Source organism: Phocaeicola sp. RTP21359st1_B8_RTP21360_211022, assembly GCF_040911965.1.
Taxonomy (GTDB): domain Bacteria; phylum Bacteroidota; class Bacteroidia; order Bacteroidales; family Bacteroidaceae; genus Phocaeicola; species Phocaeicola vulgatus.
Window position 1 is genome coordinate 106,503 of sequence record NZ_JBDFXP010000010.1, and the last position, 16,916, is coordinate 123,418.

Annotated in this window: 12 protein-coding genes; 11 read left to right on the forward strand and 1 reads right to left on the reverse strand. The window is 40.8% G+C overall.

The window, feature by feature from the left end:
* Positions 1–66: 66 nt before the first annotated feature.
* Positions 67–978 carry a nucleotidyltransferase gene (locus AB5062_RS07395; RefSeq protein ID WP_005842371.1) on the forward strand — a complete coding sequence of 304 codons (912 nt, stop codon included), beginning with the start codon at positions 67–69 and terminating at the stop codon, positions 976–978.
* A 104-nt stretch (positions 979–1,082) separates the two neighbouring features.
* Here the strand turns inward: AB5062_RS07395 and AB5062_RS07400 are convergent, their stop codons facing one another.
* The gene (locus tag AB5062_RS07400) at positions 1,083–1,985 is read right to left on the reverse strand and encodes a helix-turn-helix domain-containing protein (RefSeq protein ID WP_005842369.1); all 903 of its coding nucleotides are present in this window, start codon (positions 1,983–1,985) and stop codon (positions 1,083–1,085) included.
* A 211-nt stretch (positions 1,986–2,196) separates the two neighbouring features.
* On the opposite strand from AB5062_RS07400, the gene AB5062_RS07405 reads away from it, so the two are divergent.
* From AB5062_RS07405 to AB5062_RS07450, 10 genes are all read left to right on the forward strand, one after another.
* Positions 2,197–2,877: a zinc metallopeptidase gene (locus AB5062_RS07405; protein WP_005842367.1), complete on the forward strand. Its 681-nt coding sequence runs from the start codon at positions 2,197–2,199 to the stop codon at positions 2,875–2,877.
* A 213-nt stretch (positions 2,878–3,090) separates the two neighbouring features.
* Positions 3,091–7,413, forward strand: a complete 4,323-nt coding sequence (locus tag AB5062_RS07410; protein ID WP_032952708.1) for a hybrid sensor histidine kinase/response regulator transcription factor — start codon at positions 3,091–3,093, stop codon at positions 7,411–7,413.
* Positions 7,414–7,577: 164 nt separating this feature from the next.
* Positions 7,578–9,182: a DUF5060 domain-containing protein gene (locus AB5062_RS07415; RefSeq protein ID WP_005852913.1), complete on the forward strand. Its 1,605-nt coding sequence runs from the start codon at positions 7,578–7,580 to the stop codon at positions 9,180–9,182.
* Positions 9,183–9,303: 121 nt separating this feature from the next.
* Positions 9,304–9,918: a 3,4-dihydroxy-2-butanone-4-phosphate synthase gene (gene ribB / locus AB5062_RS07420; protein ID WP_032952697.1), complete on the forward strand. Its 615-nt coding sequence runs from the start codon at positions 9,304–9,306 to the stop codon at positions 9,916–9,918.
* 11 nt (positions 9,919–9,929) lie between these two features.
* Positions 9,930–10,685 carry a DeoR/GlpR family DNA-binding transcription regulator gene (locus AB5062_RS07425; RefSeq protein WP_005842359.1) on the forward strand — a complete coding sequence of 252 codons (756 nt, stop codon included), beginning with the start codon at positions 9,930–9,932 and terminating at the stop codon, positions 10,683–10,685.
* Positions 10,686–10,970: 285 nt separating this feature from the next.
* Positions 10,971–11,873 carry a transketolase gene (locus tag AB5062_RS07430; RefSeq protein WP_005852915.1) on the forward strand — a complete coding sequence of 301 codons (903 nt, stop codon included), beginning with the start codon at positions 10,971–10,973 and terminating at the stop codon, positions 11,871–11,873.
* Positions 11,863–12,801, forward strand: a complete 939-nt coding sequence (locus AB5062_RS07435; protein WP_032952695.1) for a transketolase family protein — start codon at positions 11,863–11,865, stop codon at positions 12,799–12,801. The genes AB5062_RS07430 and AB5062_RS07435 overlap by 11 nt, the downstream gene beginning before the upstream one ends.
* Positions 12,802–12,826: 25 nt before the next feature.
* A complete protein-coding gene (locus tag AB5062_RS07440) occupies positions 12,827–14,323 on the forward strand; it encodes a glycerol kinase (protein WP_032952693.1) in 1,497 nt (498 codons plus the stop codon).
* Between the two features lie 33 nt (positions 14,324–14,356).
* Positions 14,357–15,781: an L-fucose/L-arabinose isomerase family protein gene (locus AB5062_RS07445; protein WP_032952691.1), complete on the forward strand. Its 1,425-nt coding sequence runs from the start codon at positions 14,357–14,359 to the stop codon at positions 15,779–15,781.
* Positions 15,782–15,793: 12 nt separating this feature from the next.
* Entirely contained in the window at positions 15,794–16,810 is a 1,017-nt protein-coding gene (locus tag AB5062_RS07450; protein WP_005842348.1) for a GRP family sugar transporter, read from the forward strand.
* The last annotated feature ends 106 nt before the right edge of the window (positions 16,811–16,916 follow it).

A 16,916-nucleotide genomic window follows, 5' to 3' on the forward strand; every position in this document is an offset into this window, starting at 1 on the left:
GCTTTTTTCCTCCGTATTATTTTGTAGCTTTGTACCATCAAATATTCAATTTTAAATAAATAAACTATGAAACCAACTTTATTTTTATTGGCGGCTGGTATGGGCAGCCGTTACGGAGGATTGAAGCAATTGGATGGTCTGGGTCCTAACGGCGAAACTATTATGGATTATTCTATTTATGACGCTATCAACGCCGGCTTTGGAAAACTGGTCTTTGTTATCCGTAAAGATTTTGAACAAGATTTTCGTGAAAAGATTATTTCTAAATATGAAGGTCATATTCCTTGCGAACTGGTATTCCAGGCTTTAGACAATCTGCCGGAGGGTTTTACTTGTCCTGCGGAGCGTACAAAACCTTGGGGAACTAACCATGCTGTCATGATGGGAGCTGATGTGATACAGGAACCGTTTGCGGTGATCAATTGCGATGACTTCTATGGCCGTGACTCGTTCCAGGTAATGGGCAAGTTCCTTTCTGCATTGCCCGAAGGTGCTAAAAACACGTATGCTATGGTGGGCTTCCGTGTAGGAAATACATTGAGCGAGAGTGGAACGGTATCCCGCGGCATCTGTGGAACCAATGCGGATCATTTGTTGACTTCCGTGGTAGAACGTACCAAAATTCAGCGCATAGACGGAGAAGTGAAGTATATTGACGACAATGGCGAATGGACAGCTACCCCTGACACAACTCCGGTGAGCATGAACTTCTGGGGCTTTACTCCTGATTACTTTGCTTACAGCAAGGAATTCTTTAAAGCATTCTTGAGCGATCCTAAAAATATGGAAAACTTGAAGAGCGAATTCTTTATTCCGCTGATGGTGGACAAGCTGATTAATGACGGTACTGCTACCGTTGAGGTATTGGATACTACCAGCAAATGGTTTGGAGTAACTTATCCTGAAGACCGTCAGAGTGTGGTTGACAAGATACAGGCATTGGTGGATGCCGGTGAATATCCTGCAAAATTATTTTAAGATGAGAGGTAGTGTAGTCACACTTATATAATTTACTTTCGGGGGCTGTCCGTTTTTTTTCGGACAGCCCCCGTTGGATTACTATTTTTTATCTTCTGTTTTCATTATTGCATCTTGTATTCGCTGGGAGATAACCCGGTATGGTGCTTGAAGTATTTGCCAAAAAAGGAAGGGTTCGGGAAGTTCATAAAATAAGCTACTTCCTGAATAGACATGACGGAGTATTTCAACAGTGCTTTGGCTTCCAGTATCACATATTCGTCAATCCACTCTCCGGCAGTTTTTCCGCTCACTTTCTTTACTACGGTGGAGAAATGTTTGGGACTCAGGAATAATTGCTCCGCATAAAAATCTACGCGTCTTTCTTTACGGTGATGTTCGGTCAGCAAGTTGATGAACTGGTTGAACAATACCTCTTCCCTTTTCAGTGATTTCGGATTCTCGGAAAGGAATTCCGGTTGTTTTCTATGAAGGATGGAACCTATCTTATATAAATAGGCCCCCATTAGTCTGCGTACGATTTCTGTCCTGAAGTTATCGTTCCGGCTTACGGTTTCTTCTATCAGTTCATAGAATGATTTCAGTTCCTGTACCTCTTCTTCCATCAAATGAAATTTGGGATTCTCTTTCAATGAGATGAAAAATGGCATGAAACTGTTCAGGTTGATATACATCTCTTTTAAGAAATCAGATGATATTAAAAACATTTGTGACAAATGAATGCCCGGTGATAACATGGACTGTAGAATATCGCCGGGAGCGCAAATAATCAGATCGTTTTGCTCAATGTCGTATTCCCGTAAATTGATATTGACTTTGGCAGAGCCTTTTTCACGGATAGAGATAATGATTCCATCCAGCCGTAATGGGTATTTAAAGATGGGGTTCATATTCTCGGGGATGTAATGTTCGCTTCTATCCATTACGAAATCATTGTTAATCCCTTTTAGACTGGGATTCATCTGTCGGATACGGGCTATGGATATATTTCCTATTTCATGTTCCATATTTCTTAATTTTGCCTCAAATGTATAAATCAAAAGTCAATAATCCACTCTTTTTTTTTCATAATATCATTTTTTAATTGAAATTGACGGATGTGAATTCGGAGGCGTGTGATGGCAGGAATTCTTAATTCTATTTAAAAGGGGGATGCTGGCAAACTATTTGTACATAATAACGTGTATATTTAACAACAGAATTATAAAGAACAAAACTATGTCAATGTATTGGATCTTATTTATTGGAATCGCGGTAATCAGCTATATTGTACAGAATAGTCTGCAAAGCAAGTTTAAGAAATACTCGAAGATGCCTTTGGCCAGCGGTATGACAGGAAAGGATGTGGCTGAAAAAATGTTGCATGATAACGGTATCTATGACGTGCGTGTAACCAGCACTCCGGGTATGCTGACCGATCATTATAATCCGGCAAACAAAACGGTGAACCTTAGTGAAGGGGTATATGGAAGCAACAGTGTGGCTGCTGCGGCAGTTGCCGCCCATGAATGCGGACACGCCGTGCAACATGCGCGTGCATACGCTCCGCTAAAGATGCGCTCGGCTTTGGTGCCTGTGGTGCAGTTCTCATCTTCTATTATGACTTGGGTGTTACTGGCAGGTATTTTGATGGTGAATACTTTCCCGCAGTTATTGTTGGCAGGAATTTGTCTTTTTGCCATGACTACTCTTTTCAGCTTTATTACGTTGCCTGTTGAGATCAATGCCAGCCAGCGTGCGTTGGTATGGTTGAGCAAGGCCGGAATTACAAATTCATATAACCATCATGCGGCAGAGGATGCGCTGCGTTCAGCTGCTTATACGTATGTGGTTGCGGCACTTAGTTCGTTGGCTACACTGATTTACTATATAATGATTTATATGGGACGTCGTGACTAAGACCTTATAAGGGAAATATATTTTTATTATAGAAGGCTGCTTGCGGGCAGCCTTTTCTAGTTATATTTTGATTAGTTTCGAAATAATTTTTGTTTTAATCTCTTTTTCTTTTCGTTTTAATTTGTATTTTTGCCCTGTCAGCAAAATGAGATAATACCTATGAAAAAACATTTGGGAGCCATCAAATACTTGGTCATTTAGAATAATTTGATGATGAGAAACACAATAAAGTTAAAATATATATGGTGTACTTTGTTTTTACTTCTTCATTGGGGTTTTGTCAAAGCACAGCCTATTTGTGTTGCACGCCAATATACAGTGAGAGACGGATTGATTCAAAGTAATCCGGCGCAGATTCTTCAAAGTCATAATGGTTTTATATGGGTCAGTACTTGGAATGGGGTAAGCCGGTTTGATGGACGCGATTTCGAAACTTTTCAGTTTGATTCTCTTTTGAACCAGCACATGCAGCGGCTGGAGAATACGGCCGACGGCAATTTATGGATGATTGCATACGATCGTCATAGCCTGTATTTATATGATATTCGTGAAAATAAGCTGATCAATGTTCTGAAACAGTATGAACAACATTTTAATACTCCGTTGCAAATAGAAAATTTGTATCCTTTATCCAAAGGGATTACTTGGGTTACTTTAAATAATGGAGGATGTTTCAGAATTTCAGATAAAGAGTGTACTGTTTCTTCAGGGATTCAGTATATTACAGCTATTGATGATGTGGAACTGGGGAAAGTCAGTAGGGTCTTTGAAGATAAACAGGGAGAGGAATGGGTATTTAGTGACAAGGGAGTTAGCATATTTGGCAAGCGGACCATTAGTTCATATCCCTTTTCTATGTTCGAAACAATGGATAATCTTGTTTTTCTTGCATCACAGAATGGCAGGCTAGCCTATTATGATGTAAATACCATGCAATTCAACATCGTTCCTTTTCAAGAGAAGATTCAGCATATAAACGGAATTAAAGTGTTGAAAGATAATCAGCTGGCTGTTTTGTCTGATAAAGGTTTGTACCTATGCCGTTTCCCTGAACTGGCGATGGAGAAATATGATTTCTCTCTTCCGGGGCGTGATGATGCGGCTGTGAGAAAAGTCTATCAGGATTCTAAAGGATTTCTATGGATATTTACCGGATTGCCGGGAATTATCCGGCTTGATCCGGAAACCGGAGTGAAACAATATTTGAATACTCCTTCCGGATACATGGCTTCTTCTCCGGAAAATGAACTCTTTATTTATGAAGATCCTAACGGAGTGGTTTGGACTATTCCTTATAAAGGTATATTCAGTTATTATGACGAAAAGAGCCGGGAGCTAAAAGTCTATTTTACACCGGGAAGGAATCATATACCTTATTCTCCTATTATTAAAACAACTTATGTTGACAAACAAAATAATTTGTGGATCAAATCCCAGCGCTCATTTATAAAAATGTTCTTTCCGCCCAGTCCCTATACTTATAGGGAGTTGGACAATTATTTTGATACAAAATCATTTCTGTTTGATAGCGACGAACATTTATGGATTGCAACAAAGAAAGGGATTATACGTATTATGGATTCACAGAAAAACTTGTTGGGTTATTTGTCGCCTGATGGGGAACTGGCTCAAACGGAAACAGTTTTTGCAGAAGGTGGAATCTATGTCATGCTGAAGGATCAGGCGCAGACAATATGGCTTGGCAGTAAGGAAAACGGATTGTTCAGACTTGTTCCTCGGAATCGTCCTTATCATTATGAGGTATATCATTATATGAATAATCCGTCGGATCCTTATTCCATCAGTGACAATAAAATATCATGCATTGATGAGGATCATAACGGACGTATTTGGATTGGTACTTACGGTGGCGGATTGAATTTGGTTGAGGAAAAGGAAGATGGGGCGATACGTTTTATTCATGCGGAGAATAAATTGTCCGGTTTTCCTATTAATCGTACCAACAGTATTCGTTGTATGGTGGAGGGACCCGGTCATACTATGCTGGTGGGTACTATAGAAGGTTTGATCACTTTTTCTTCTGATTTTTCGGATTACGAAAATATTCGTTTTTATCTTAACCTTCCTCGTCCGCAGGTGGCTGACGGATTGTGTAGTGCTGATGTGATGTCTGTTTTACGAGCGACGGATGAAACTATCTATTGTTATTGTTATGGAGGTGGCCTTTGTAAGTTGGTTTCGTCAAATTTATTATCTGATGAACTTCGGTTCCGGTCGTTCGGCAAAGAGACATCTCCGTTGGCTAGAGCCTTGATTGAAGATAAAAATCATAATATATGGATCGGCTCGGAAACGGATATCACTCTGTTTGATGTGCACGATCAGACTTTTGAGTCTTTTGGAGAAACTTTTTTCAATCGCTCTTTTAATTATAGTGAATGTCTTCCGGTTACAGACAGGCAAGGGGATATCTTAATGGGTACAGAAGGCGGTATGCTTGTCTTTTCTCCGGATAGTATCGTTAAGCAGACTTATGAAGCTCCTATTGTAGTGACAGGTATAAAATATTCGGAGGATAATTTGTCTCATGTATTGAGTGATGCGGATTATTTAGAGATCCCTACCCGGCGGAGGAATTTTACCATCTCATTTGCTGCGTTGGATTATACTAATTCCTTGGATATCGAGTATGCTTATAAGTTGGATGATAATCAATGGTATTATATAGGTAAGAAGAACTCGGTTAGTTTTGTAAGTCTTCCGGCAGGAAAATATCAATTTCAGATAAAGGCGACCAATGGGGATGGTATTTGGATGAACACTGTGAAAACGGTTACTTTACAGGTATTACCCACCTTTTGGGAAACCGGTTGGGCTAAGGCTTTTTATCTAGTTGTTGTCTTGGTGATATCTTTAGCTATCGGATATATTTTTTTCTATATTTACTATTTGAAGCATAAGGTAAATATGGAACAAAGATTGGCGGAAATAAAAGTACGTTCTTTTATTGATATCTCACATGAACTACGTACTCCTTTAACCCTTATATCCGGTCCGGTATCCGAAGTGTTGTCCCAGGAGCCTTTGACTTCCCGGACCCGGCATCATCTTCAATTGGTTCAGAAAAATATCAATCGTATGTTATTGCTCATTAATCAAGTATTGGATTTCAGAAAGATACAGAATAAAAAAATGGGCTTGACTATTGAATACCGGGATATCATTATCATGCTTCATAATATAATGGATAATTTCCGGTTGTTGGCAACAGAAAAAAATATAAATTTTTCTCTTCAGACAACGTTGCCTTCTGTTTTTTTGTGGATAGATAGTGATAAGTTCGAGAAAATTATCTTTAACTTGCTTTCCAATGCCTTTAAGTATACACCTGATAACAAGTCGATTACCTTGATTGTGATGGAAAGCGGACAGTTTGTTTCGATTGCTGTAAAAGATGAAGGTATTGGCATCTCTAAAGATAAAGTGCCATCCATATTTGAACGTTTCACTACAGTGTCCAAGGAAAATGACATGCAGCCTTCATCGGGTATAGGGCTTTCGCTGGTGAATGAGTTGGTTAAAATGCTGCATGGGGAAATTCAGGTCGAAAGTGAAGTAAAGAAAGGAAGTGTATTCAAACTGGTTTTGCATAAAGGAAAAGAAATATATGCTCAGGATAAAAATGTTGAATATATATTGAACGACACTTCGGAAGAACAGGAAACGGTCTTGGCGGAACCGGAACAAAATGATAAAATATCTTTGCCGGACATGCCTCCGGCAACAAAAGAAACTTTAGTAAAAGTGATGGTAGTGGAGGATAATGCGGAGTTGCGTCAATTTATATGTGAAATATTGTCGGGCACTTACCGTGTTGTTGGAGTTGCCGACGGGGTGATGGCATTGGAAAAGATAGAAGAGGAAATTCCGGATTTTATTATTACGGATATTATGATGCCGCGTATGGATGGTATTGAATTGATAAGGCACATCAAGGAGAATGTCAATACCTGTGATATCCCTCTTATTATCCTTTCTGCAAAATCGTCTGTTGAGGATCGTATTCAATGTTTACAATTAGGGATTGATGATTATATACCTAAACCTTTCAGCAGCGATTATTTAAAATCGAGAATTGAGAACTTGATCAGGCAAAGAAAAGTGCTTCAGTCGGCTTTTTTGTCAAAGTATGGTGCTCAACCGAAGAAAGAACCTTTAGAAGCCGTCGCTTATCCTGTGTCGCAAATTGTTCCTTTGGACGAGTTGTTTATGCAGAAGCTGGTAGGATTTATGGAAGAGAATTACAGTAATCCGGGGCTGCGGGTGAATGATCTGGCAGAGTTCATGAATATGAGCCGCTCTGTATTCAATCGGAAAGTGAATGGTATCATGGGGATTTCTCCGATAGAATATATAAAGAATTATAGGTTGAATAAAGCGAAAAGTTTTATACAAAGTGGTATGTCTTTCTCTGAGGTCGCTTTTGCCGTCGGCTTCTCTGATCCCGGTTACTTTGGCAAGGCGTTTAAAAAAGCATTTAATCAGACTTTGACTGAGTATAAAAATAATAACTAAGTTCCGTTTTGTGCTGTTTATGAAGGTAAATAGCAAGAAAATACCTTATTGACGTAAGATTTTACCTTTGGCTCTCAAGGGTAAAATCTATCTTTGTGCTCATTGACACAGTATGAAAATGTTCCGGAAAACTTTTATGAGTATAATTTTTAAAACATGATAGGATGAGTACAAAATTTTATGTAATAGCTGTTTGGACGCTGTTAAGTTTTGTGGTAAAAGTAAATGCACAAGACAAAGTGGAATGTTGGGACCGGTTTGAGTTGAGTTTTAAACAGGTGACCAAAGGGAATCCTTTTGATACACGTCTTTCCGCTACTTTCGTTTGTGGAAAGGAAAAGAAAACGGTGGAAGGGTTTTATGATGGTGAGAATACTTATAGGATACGGTTTATGCCTGCTGTCGCCGGGGAATGGAGGTATGTTACATCTTCCAGTATAGGGGCTATGAATGGTCGGAAAGGTACATTCACAGTGATACCTGCCGGAAAAGATAATCATGGCATGGTATTGGTGGACGGAGAACATAATTTTAAATATGCGGACGGTACCCGTTATTATCCGATGGGTACGACGGCCTATGCATGGACACATATGAAGGAAACGACTCAGGAGGCTACTTTGAAATCGTTTGGTGAAGCCGGTTTTAATAAGGTAAGGATGTGTGTGTTTCCTAAAAACTATTCTTTAGTGAAAGACGAGCCTGCGCTTTATCCTTTTGAAATAAGGAAGACGATAAAAGATAAGGAAGGAAATGAAAGGAAAGAATGGGACTTTGACAGATTTGACCCGGCTTTTTTTCAGCATTTGGAGAAACGGATAGACCAACTGAACCGTTTGGGGATTGAGGCGGATTTGATCCTTTTCCATCCTTATGATAAGGGAAGATGGGGCTTTGATGCTATGTCGAATGAGGTGAATGTACGTTATATTAAATATATTACTGCTCGTTTGGCTTCTTTTAGAAATGTATGGTGGTCTATGGCAAACGAGTGGGATTATGTAAAAGCGAAAACTGTGGATGATTGGAAGCTGTTGACGAAAACTGTGGTTGAGAATGATCCTTATCGCCATTTATGTTCTATTCATGGAGCGACGGCTACTTATTTTGATTATTGGATGCCTGAATTTACCCATGTCAGCATACAGGATGAGGCACCGGTACTGAGTTCTACCGCTTCTGCTACTTTAAGAAAAATTTATCGCAAACCGGTTATATGTGATGAGGTTGGGTATGAAGGGAATCTACCTTATCGTTGGGGAAGGTTAAGTCCGCAGCAGATGACTTGCTTTATTTTGAATGGTTTGTTGGGTGGAATTTATGTCACTCACGGTGAATGTTATCAGCAGGGGAACGAACCTATCTTTTGGGCGCAAGGGGGATCTTTAAAAGGTGAAAGCTGGAAACGTGTGAAATTTTTAAGAACGATTATTGAAGCTGCTCCCCATCCGTTGGAGATGGCAGATATCAGTCGTGACTTGGTTACTTCTACTGCTGGACCAGATTATTATCTGGTCAATATGGGAAAAGATGTGAAAGGTTTCTGGACTTTTAATCTGCCGGTAAAAAATGCGGATTATAACAAATTGCAAAAGAATAAACGGTTTAAAGTGGAGATTATTGATGTGTGGGCCATGACTGTCACGGAATATCCTGTGATATTTGAAACAACGGAGGAATTGGATTATCGTGTTTTTGATATACATCATCGGGGAGTAAGAATTCCGGATGCTCCTTATATTGTTCTTAGAATAACAGAAGTGAAATGATGGGATAAGCCTTCTGACGGGAGATGATTGATTTTTTTTATCATAAAAAAGGCTAATAGTTTTCGATTCTTTTTGTTTTAGCTTAAATTTGCGGTATAATTAACTCCCTAGATACACTAAAATGTTAAATACAGTAGAAGAAGGATTGGAAGATATTCGCCAAGGCAAAGTATTGATCGTTGTTGATGACGAAGATCGTGAAAACGAAGGCGATTTTATCGTTTCAGGAGAAAAGATTACTCCTGAAATTGTAAATTTTATGATTACTCATGGCAGAGGGTTGTTATGTGCCCCTCTGCCACATTCACGTTGTGAAGAACTTTGTCTGGCTCCGATGGCAGAAGAAAACACTTCATTGCTAGGTACACCGTTTACTATGTCGGTAGATTTAAGAGGGTATGGCTGTACTACGGGAGTTTCTGCTTTCGACCGTTCGTCAACAATAAAAGCTTTGGTGGCAGGAAATCTGAATCCTTCCGAGTTTGCTCGTCCCGGGCACGTTTTCCCTCTATATGGTGCGGAAAATGGGGTCTTGGAGCGTAATGGACATACCGAAGCCACACTGGATATGACAAGAATGGCAGGTTTGAAACCCGGAGGAGCTCTTGTTGAAATTTTGAATGAAGATGGTACAATGGCGCGTCTTCCCCAACTAGGTGAGATTGCAGCAAAATTCGGTTTGAAAATTGTTTCCATTAAGGATATTCAGGAATATCGTAAAAAACATAACCTCTAAATCTAATAAATATGGCACTCAATCAAAGAAGAGTAAAGATATTGCATCTGATTCGTGAAGACGGGCATGCAAAAGTTCAGGACCTTAGTAAAATTTTCAATGTGACGGATGTAACGATCCGTCAGGATTTGGAAGCCTTGGAACAAATGGGGTATATCCAAAGAGAGCATGGAGGTGCGTTTCTGAAAGGAGTAGGGTCGTTTGCCAAGACCGGGCAATTGTTCAATCAGACTCATTTGGAGGAAAAGAAAGAAATCGCTCAGAAAGCTATTCAGTTTATTCAGGAGGGGGACAGTATAATTCTTGATTCCGGTTCTACAACTACAGAGATCGCAAAGCTTTTAATGAATTATAAGGACCTGACAGTCATTACCAATGCTTTGAATATAGCTTTGATTTTAGGTGAGAATCATGGTATTAATCTGATTGTTACCGGAGGTGAATTCAAGGCTCCTACACTTTCTTTGACAGGAAAAATGGCGGCCGATTCATTTAAAGATATACGCGCTAATAAATTGTTTCTGGCTACGGCCGGTATTTCTTCGGATATGAAGCTGACTTATCCTAGTCTAAGTGATTTGGTCGTGAAATCTGCTATGATAGAGTCTGCCAGTAAAGTGTATCTGGTGGCTGATTGTTCAAAAATAGGTGTCAGTGCTTTTGCTAGTTTAGGCTCGGTTTCATTAGCAAATGCTATTATTACAGATAGTACTATAACCGAAGAGGATTTTGAAAGATTAAAAGAATTAGAGGTCGAAGTTATCTGATTCTTACTGAAACAAAGGTAATATGGGTGATTGAGAATGTTGGAAAATACATTCTTGATCACCTTTTTTATCAACTTTGATTTTACTTCCTTATTTCTCCTTATTGTTTGCTTCTTTTTTTTATAACAGTTCTGTTGGGTACAAAATAGACAATCGGAGAGTCTTGTTTATATAGAGATATAACTTTGTTAGCAGAATAAATTAATTGTCCTGATTTATAGATTATATAGGTGTTTATTGTTAATATAATCAAATTTATTTTCATTTTATTTCGTTTTGTATTGAATGTTTCCAGCTAAATTCCGTTATTTGCGAAAGAATAAGAAAGAAAATGATAATAATATGCAAGTTGAAACGTTAGAATTACAATCGGAAAAGAATCGGAAACGATTGGTTGAGATTGTGTATAAAGCAAAAGCAGGACACATTGGAGGTGATCTGTCGTGTCTTAACGTGCTTACAGCACTTTATTTTGATATAATGCGTGTTTGGCCGGATAAACCAAAGGAAACGAAAAGAGATCGTTTTGTAATGAGCAAAGGGCATTGCGTAGAAGCGTTATATGTTACGTTGGAAGCAAAAGGTTTCATCTCTCGTGAGGTAACCGACACATTAGGAGAATTCGGATCTATCTTGTCCGGCCATCCTACTATAGAGGTACCGGGTATTGAAGTAAATACAGGAGCTTTAGGGCATGGCTTGTCTGTAGGTGTCGGAATGGCGATGGCTGCCAAAATGGATAAAGCTGATTATAAAACGTATGTATTGATGGGAGATGGTGAGCAAGGGGAAGGTTCTATATATGAAGCTGCTATGGCAGGAAACCAGTATAAATTGGATAATCTGGTAGCCATTATTGACCGTAATCGTTTGCAGATCAGCGGTACAACCGAGGAGGTCATGTCATTGGAGAGTATGCGCGACCGCTGGACTGCCTTCGGTTGGGATGTATTGGAAATGAACGGAGATGAGATGGAAGATATCATCCGGACTTTCCGTTCTATTGATTATACGAATAAAAAGCCTCATTTGCTTATCTCCCATACTACAAAAGGAAAAGGAGTGTCTTATATGGAAGGCATTGCAAAATGGCATCATGGCGTGCCTACAGCCGAACAATATGAAGAGGCTGTTCGCGAGGTATCCGAAAGAATTGAAAAACTAGAAAAAGGAAACAATGGCAAATAATATGATAGCGTGCAGAAAGAGCTTTACAGATACGTTGCTGGAGTTGGCGCGTCAGGATAAAGATATTGTGGTGGTTACAACAGACGCCAGAGGATCTGTTACTTTGGGGGATTTTGCAAAAGAATTACCTGCACAGTTTGTAGAATGTGGAATAGCCGAACAGGATGCGGTAGGAATATCAGCAGGTTTGGCACATAGCGGAAAAAAAGTGTTTGTATGTGGCCCGGCTTGCTTTTACGTGGCACGTAGCTTGGAGCAGGTGAAGGTCGATTTGGCTTATAGTCAGAATAATGTGAAGATACTCGGAGTAAGTGGTGGAGTTGCTTATGGTGCTTTGGGGGCTACTCATCATAGCCTGCATGATATTGCCGTATTAAGAACTTTTCCGGGAATGAATATCGTTCTTCCTTGTGATGCCCGTCAGACACGTAAGTTGGTCAAACTATTGGTCGATTATCCCGAACCGGTGTATGTACGTGTAGGAAGAGCTGCTGTTCCCGATGTGTATGAGAATGATGATTTTGATTTTGTTCTGGGAAAAGCTAATATGCTGCTGAACGGTACGGACCTGACCATCATTGCTGCCGGAGAAACGGTTTATCATGCTTATCAAGCTGGTTTGATGTTACAGGAGAAAGGCATTAAGGCACGTGTGTTGGATATGTCTTCCATCAAGCCCGTTGATGCGGAAGCCATCAGGAAAGCGGCAGAAGAAACCGGAAGAATTATCACTGTGGAAGAGCATAGTCAGTTTGGTGGTTTGGGAGCTATTGTGGTTGAGACGCTTTCCGAAAATCCGGTTCCGGTACGCATTATCGGCATCCCCGATGAGAACGTGGTTCATGGAAACTCCCATGAAATCTTTGCCCATTACGGATTGGATAAAGAGGGCATCTGCAAGACTGCCCTTGAATTCGTGAAAAAATAAACATATCCTTTTTAAATCTAATAGTATGATTAGCAGAATAATTACCATAGATCAAAGTACTTCGGCAACAAAAGCCATGCTGTTCTCTGAAGATTGCGAATTGTTGCATCGGGTAAATATAGAACATCAGCAATTCTACCCGCAGATAGGATGGGTAGAGCATGATGCCGAAGAAATCTATAAAAATACCATAGAAGCGATACATTGTCTGCTTGAACAAGAAGAAGTGAATGGAAAGGATATTTCTTATTCTCTTGCCATCACCAATCAGCGCGAAACGGTGGTTGTTTGGAACCGACATACCGGCAAGTCCGTTTATCATGCCGTGGTATGGCAATGCCAGCGGGGAGCGGCTATTTGCAAAGAACTGAAAGATAAGGGATACAGCGAACTGGTACAACGAAAGACCGGATTGCTTATCGATCCTTATTTTTCTGCCAGTGGTGCTAAGTGGATATTGGATAACGTGGAAAATGCACGTGAACTGGCAGAAAAAGGCGATTTGTTGATGGGAACTATTGATTCCTGGCTGATTTGGAAACTGACCGAAGGCAGGAAGCATCTGACTGATTATACGAATGCGTCGCGTACCATGCTTTTTAATATTCATACTTTGGACTGGGATGAAGAGTTGTTGAAACTCTTCACTATTCCCCGGAGTATGATGCCGGAAGCGTTGCCCTGTGATGCTGTTTTTGGAGAAACAACGATAGAGGGTTTGTTCAAATCTCCGATACAAATAGCAGGTGTTTTAGGTGATTCCCATGGAGCATTAACCGGTCAGATGTGTTTTGAGGCAGGTATGGGCAAGGTGACTTATGGAACGGGATCATCTGTTATGGTTAACATTGGAGAAGAGGCTGTCGCTGCTCCTGAAGGGCTGGTTACATCCGTCGGATTCTCGGCTTTGGGTAAAGTGTATTATGCTTTTGAGGGCAATATCCATTGCACCGGAGCCACTATCAAATGGATGGTGGAGAAATTGGGATTGGTGGACTCGTTCAATCAAATTGAAACCTTGGCGACTTCGGTTAAAAACAATGATGGTGTCTATCTGGTTCCCGCCTTTACCGGATTGGGAGCTCCCTGGTGGAAACCGGATGCTAAAGCTGCCATCTGGGGAATGACACTGAATGCTGGAAAAGCGCATGTGCTGCGTGCAGGATTGGAATCCATTGCTTATCAAGTGAAGGATTTGATAGACATGATGACCTGGCAGGCAGGAATCGAGCTGAAAGCGTTGCGTGTTGACGGAGGCCCCACGAAGAATCAGTTCCTGATGCAGTTTCAGGCTGATATGCTGCATGCCGTCATTAACCGTTCGGAGATAGAGGAAGCTTCTGCATTGGGGGCTGTTGTCATGAATGGCTTTGCCCGTAAGAAGTGGGCCAGTTTCCAAGAAGCCGCTGCCATGCGTACCATTGACAATTGCATCGCTCCCTGTATGGAGGAAAAAGAACTTCAATCTTTGTATAGTGGCTGGCGTGAGGCTGTTAAGAAAGTAATAGGACAGAATAACTAACTGAATATATCGTAACTTTTAATACCATTAGAAATGAAAAACAAGAAAAAAATGTGTTTTGGTGTCATCATTGGAACACGCGCTTATTTTAACTCGGAATTAGCAAAAGATGTCCGTAAACAATTGTTGGAAACACTGACGAAAGAGGGCTATGACTATGTCATTCTCCCCGAAGATGCTACGCCTACAGGCAGCAGCAGTATTGAAACAAGAGAAGATGGCTTGAAATGTGCAAAGTTGTTCCGTGAGAACCGTGACCGCATTGATGGAATCATTGTTTCATTACCTAACTTCGGTTTTGAAATCGGTATCATCAATGCTATCAGTGTAGCCGATCTGAATGTGCCTGTTTTGGTTCAGGCATGTGATGATGAGAATGACAAGGTGGATTTGGATAGCCGTCGTGACGCGTTCTGTGGTAAGATTTCCGTATGCAATAACTTGTATCAGTATGGCATTCCTTTTACTGATACTACGCTACATACTTATTCTATTTATTCTGATTTGCTGGCAGCCGATATTAATAAGTTCGCTGCGATCTGCCGGGTGGTGAATGGTCTTCGTCATGCTCGCATCGGTGCCATCGGCACTCGTCCTGCCGGCTTCCAGACCGTCCGCGCCAGCGAGAAACTGTTGCAGGCATCGGGCATTACAGTCGTTCCGGTAGATCTTTCTGAAATCTTGTCTGCCGCCCGTAAGATTGAAGATGCTGATGAAACGTTACAAGCAAAACTGAAAGAAATCAGACAATATGCTGCTGTTCCCGAACAATACAATGATAAACTGATTTTGCAGGCTAAATTTGGCGTGGCTGTAGAACAATGGATGGAAGCCAATGAAATTGATGCTGTAGCTATCCAGTGTTGGGACTCTTTGGAGCAAAACTATGGTTGTGCAGCTTGTGTGACTATGAGTATGTTGAGTGAAAAATTAATCCCTGCTGCTTGTGAAGTGGATATTGCCGGTGCAGTGTCTATGTATGCGTTGACATTGGCTTCCGGTCGCCCGTCGGCATTACTTGACTGGAACAATAACTTTGCCGAGGATCGTAACAAGTGTGTGTGTACACATTGTGGTAACTTCCCTAAATCATTTGTAATGAATGATTTGAAGTTAGGAACATTAGGAGTGTTGGGCAGAACATTAGGTAAGGTACATACTTTCGGTGCCGTTTACGGTAAAGTAAAACAGGGTGATTTCACCTTCTTCCGCATCTCGACAGATGATACGAAGGGTTGTATCAAGTCTTATTTGGGCAAAGGTGACCTGACCGATGACCCATACGGAATGGATGGTTGTATAGCAGTAACCAAGGTGGATAATCTGCAGCCGCTTATGAAATATATTTGTAAGAATGGATTCGAACATCATGTGGCTATGTGCCGTGGTAATGTGAAAGATATTTTGGCGGAAGCTATTGAAACTTATCTGAACTGGAATATCTATATTCACGAATAATATCGATGAAATATGATATTGGTAGATAATTACTTTTTGGCAATCCTCTGCTGTGTTATTTGCTGTGCCTGCTGGGGCTCTTGGGCAAATACGCAGAAGATGGTTGCCGCCAAGCAATGGAGCTTTGAACTGTTTTATTGGGATTTGACCGTCGGTCTGTTCCTTACAGCTTTATTGGGGGCGGTGACTTTAGGAAGTATGGGAAGTGAAGGCCGTACCTTTTTTCAGGATTTGGCAGTCATGGACTGGTCTAGCATTCAATATGCATTCTTGGGCGGTGTTGTGTGGAACTTTGGCAATATATTTCTTACCGCAGCCATTGCTGTAGCCGGAATGTCAGTAGGTTTTCCTATCGGTGGAGGCTTGGCCTGGATTGGAGGTATTGTATTCAATTATTTATTAATCTCTTTGGCCGGTCAGACCTATCAGGGAAATCAGCTTTTACTATGGAGTGGTGTGTTAGTCATCATTGTAGCTATACTGATCTGCGGAAAAGCGTACGGAAAGTTATCGTCCGGCAAGGCTTCCACTCCGAAGAAGGGGATTCTGCTGGCCATTATGGCAGGTATCGCTATCATGTTTTTTTACGGATTGGTAGTGAAATCTCTTGACCCGCAGTATGTGGCGGGAGGAACCGGAACGCTGACTCCTTATACAGGTGTGTTCTTCTTTGCGGTAGGTATTCTGGCCAGCACACCTATATTCAATACCTTTGCCATGAAGCATCCGGTAGAAGGCAAGGCGGTGACCATGAAAGATTACTTTGCCGGCGATGCCAAGACCCATCTCACAGGTATGCTGGGAGGCTTTATCTGGATGGGCGGCATGGTGATTAGTTTTATGGGAGCAGGTGCTGCCAATCCGGCTATCTCTTATGCCCTTAGCAACGCAGCGCCTGTGGTGGCTATGATCTGGGGAGTTTTTGTCTGGAAGGAATTTAAGGAAGCTCCGAAGGGGACCAATAAACTGATTGCGGCTATGTTCTCCTTGTTTATTATCGGATTAATAAGCATTACTTTGTCAAATTAGAAATTAGATGAAGAGAAATTATAAAATAGGAGGCTGTCTCAAAATAGAGTTGAGATGGCCTCTTTTGTTTCATCTCCAATTGAAGTCATTTGGATTTTTCTCAAAA

Excerpts from the sequence above, each read along its gene's own strand:
- AB5062_RS07450 (WP_005842348.1), top strand. The coding sequence starts at position 15,794 with ATGATATTGGTAGATAATTACTTTTTGGCAATCCTCTGCTGTGTTATT.
- AB5062_RS07425 (WP_005842359.1), top strand. The coding sequence starts at position 9,930 with ATGGCACTCAATCAAAGAAGAGTAAAGATATTGCATCTGATTCGTGAA.
- AB5062_RS07395 (WP_005842371.1), top strand. The coding sequence starts at position 67 with ATGAAACCAACTTTATTTTTATTGGCGGCTGGTATGGGCAGCCGTTAC.
- AB5062_RS07410 (WP_032952708.1), top strand. The coding sequence starts at position 3,091 with ATGAGAAACACAATAAAGTTAAAATATATATGGTGTACTTTGTTTTTA.
- ribB (WP_032952697.1), top strand. The coding sequence starts at position 9,304 with ATGTTAAATACAGTAGAAGAAGGATTGGAAGATATTCGCCAAGGCAAA.
- AB5062_RS07440 (WP_032952693.1), top strand. The coding sequence starts at position 12,827 with ATGATTAGCAGAATAATTACCATAGATCAAAGTACTTCGGCAACAAAA.
- AB5062_RS07400 (WP_005842369.1), bottom strand. The coding sequence starts at position 1,985 with ATGGAACATGAAATAGGAAATATATCCATAGCCCGTATCCGACAGATG.
- AB5062_RS07415 (WP_005852913.1), top strand. The coding sequence starts at position 7,578 with ATGAGTACAAAATTTTATGTAATAGCTGTTTGGACGCTGTTAAGTTTT.
- AB5062_RS07435 (WP_032952695.1), top strand. The coding sequence starts at position 11,863 with ATGGCAAATAATATGATAGCGTGCAGAAAGAGCTTTACAGATACGTTG.
- AB5062_RS07445 (WP_032952691.1), top strand. The coding sequence starts at position 14,357 with ATGAAAAACAAGAAAAAAATGTGTTTTGGTGTCATCATTGGAACACGC.
- AB5062_RS07405 (WP_005842367.1), top strand. The coding sequence starts at position 2,197 with ATGTCAATGTATTGGATCTTATTTATTGGAATCGCGGTAATCAGCTAT.
- AB5062_RS07430 (WP_005852915.1), top strand. The coding sequence starts at position 10,971 with ATGTTTCCAGCTAAATTCCGTTATTTGCGAAAGAATAAGAAAGAAAAT.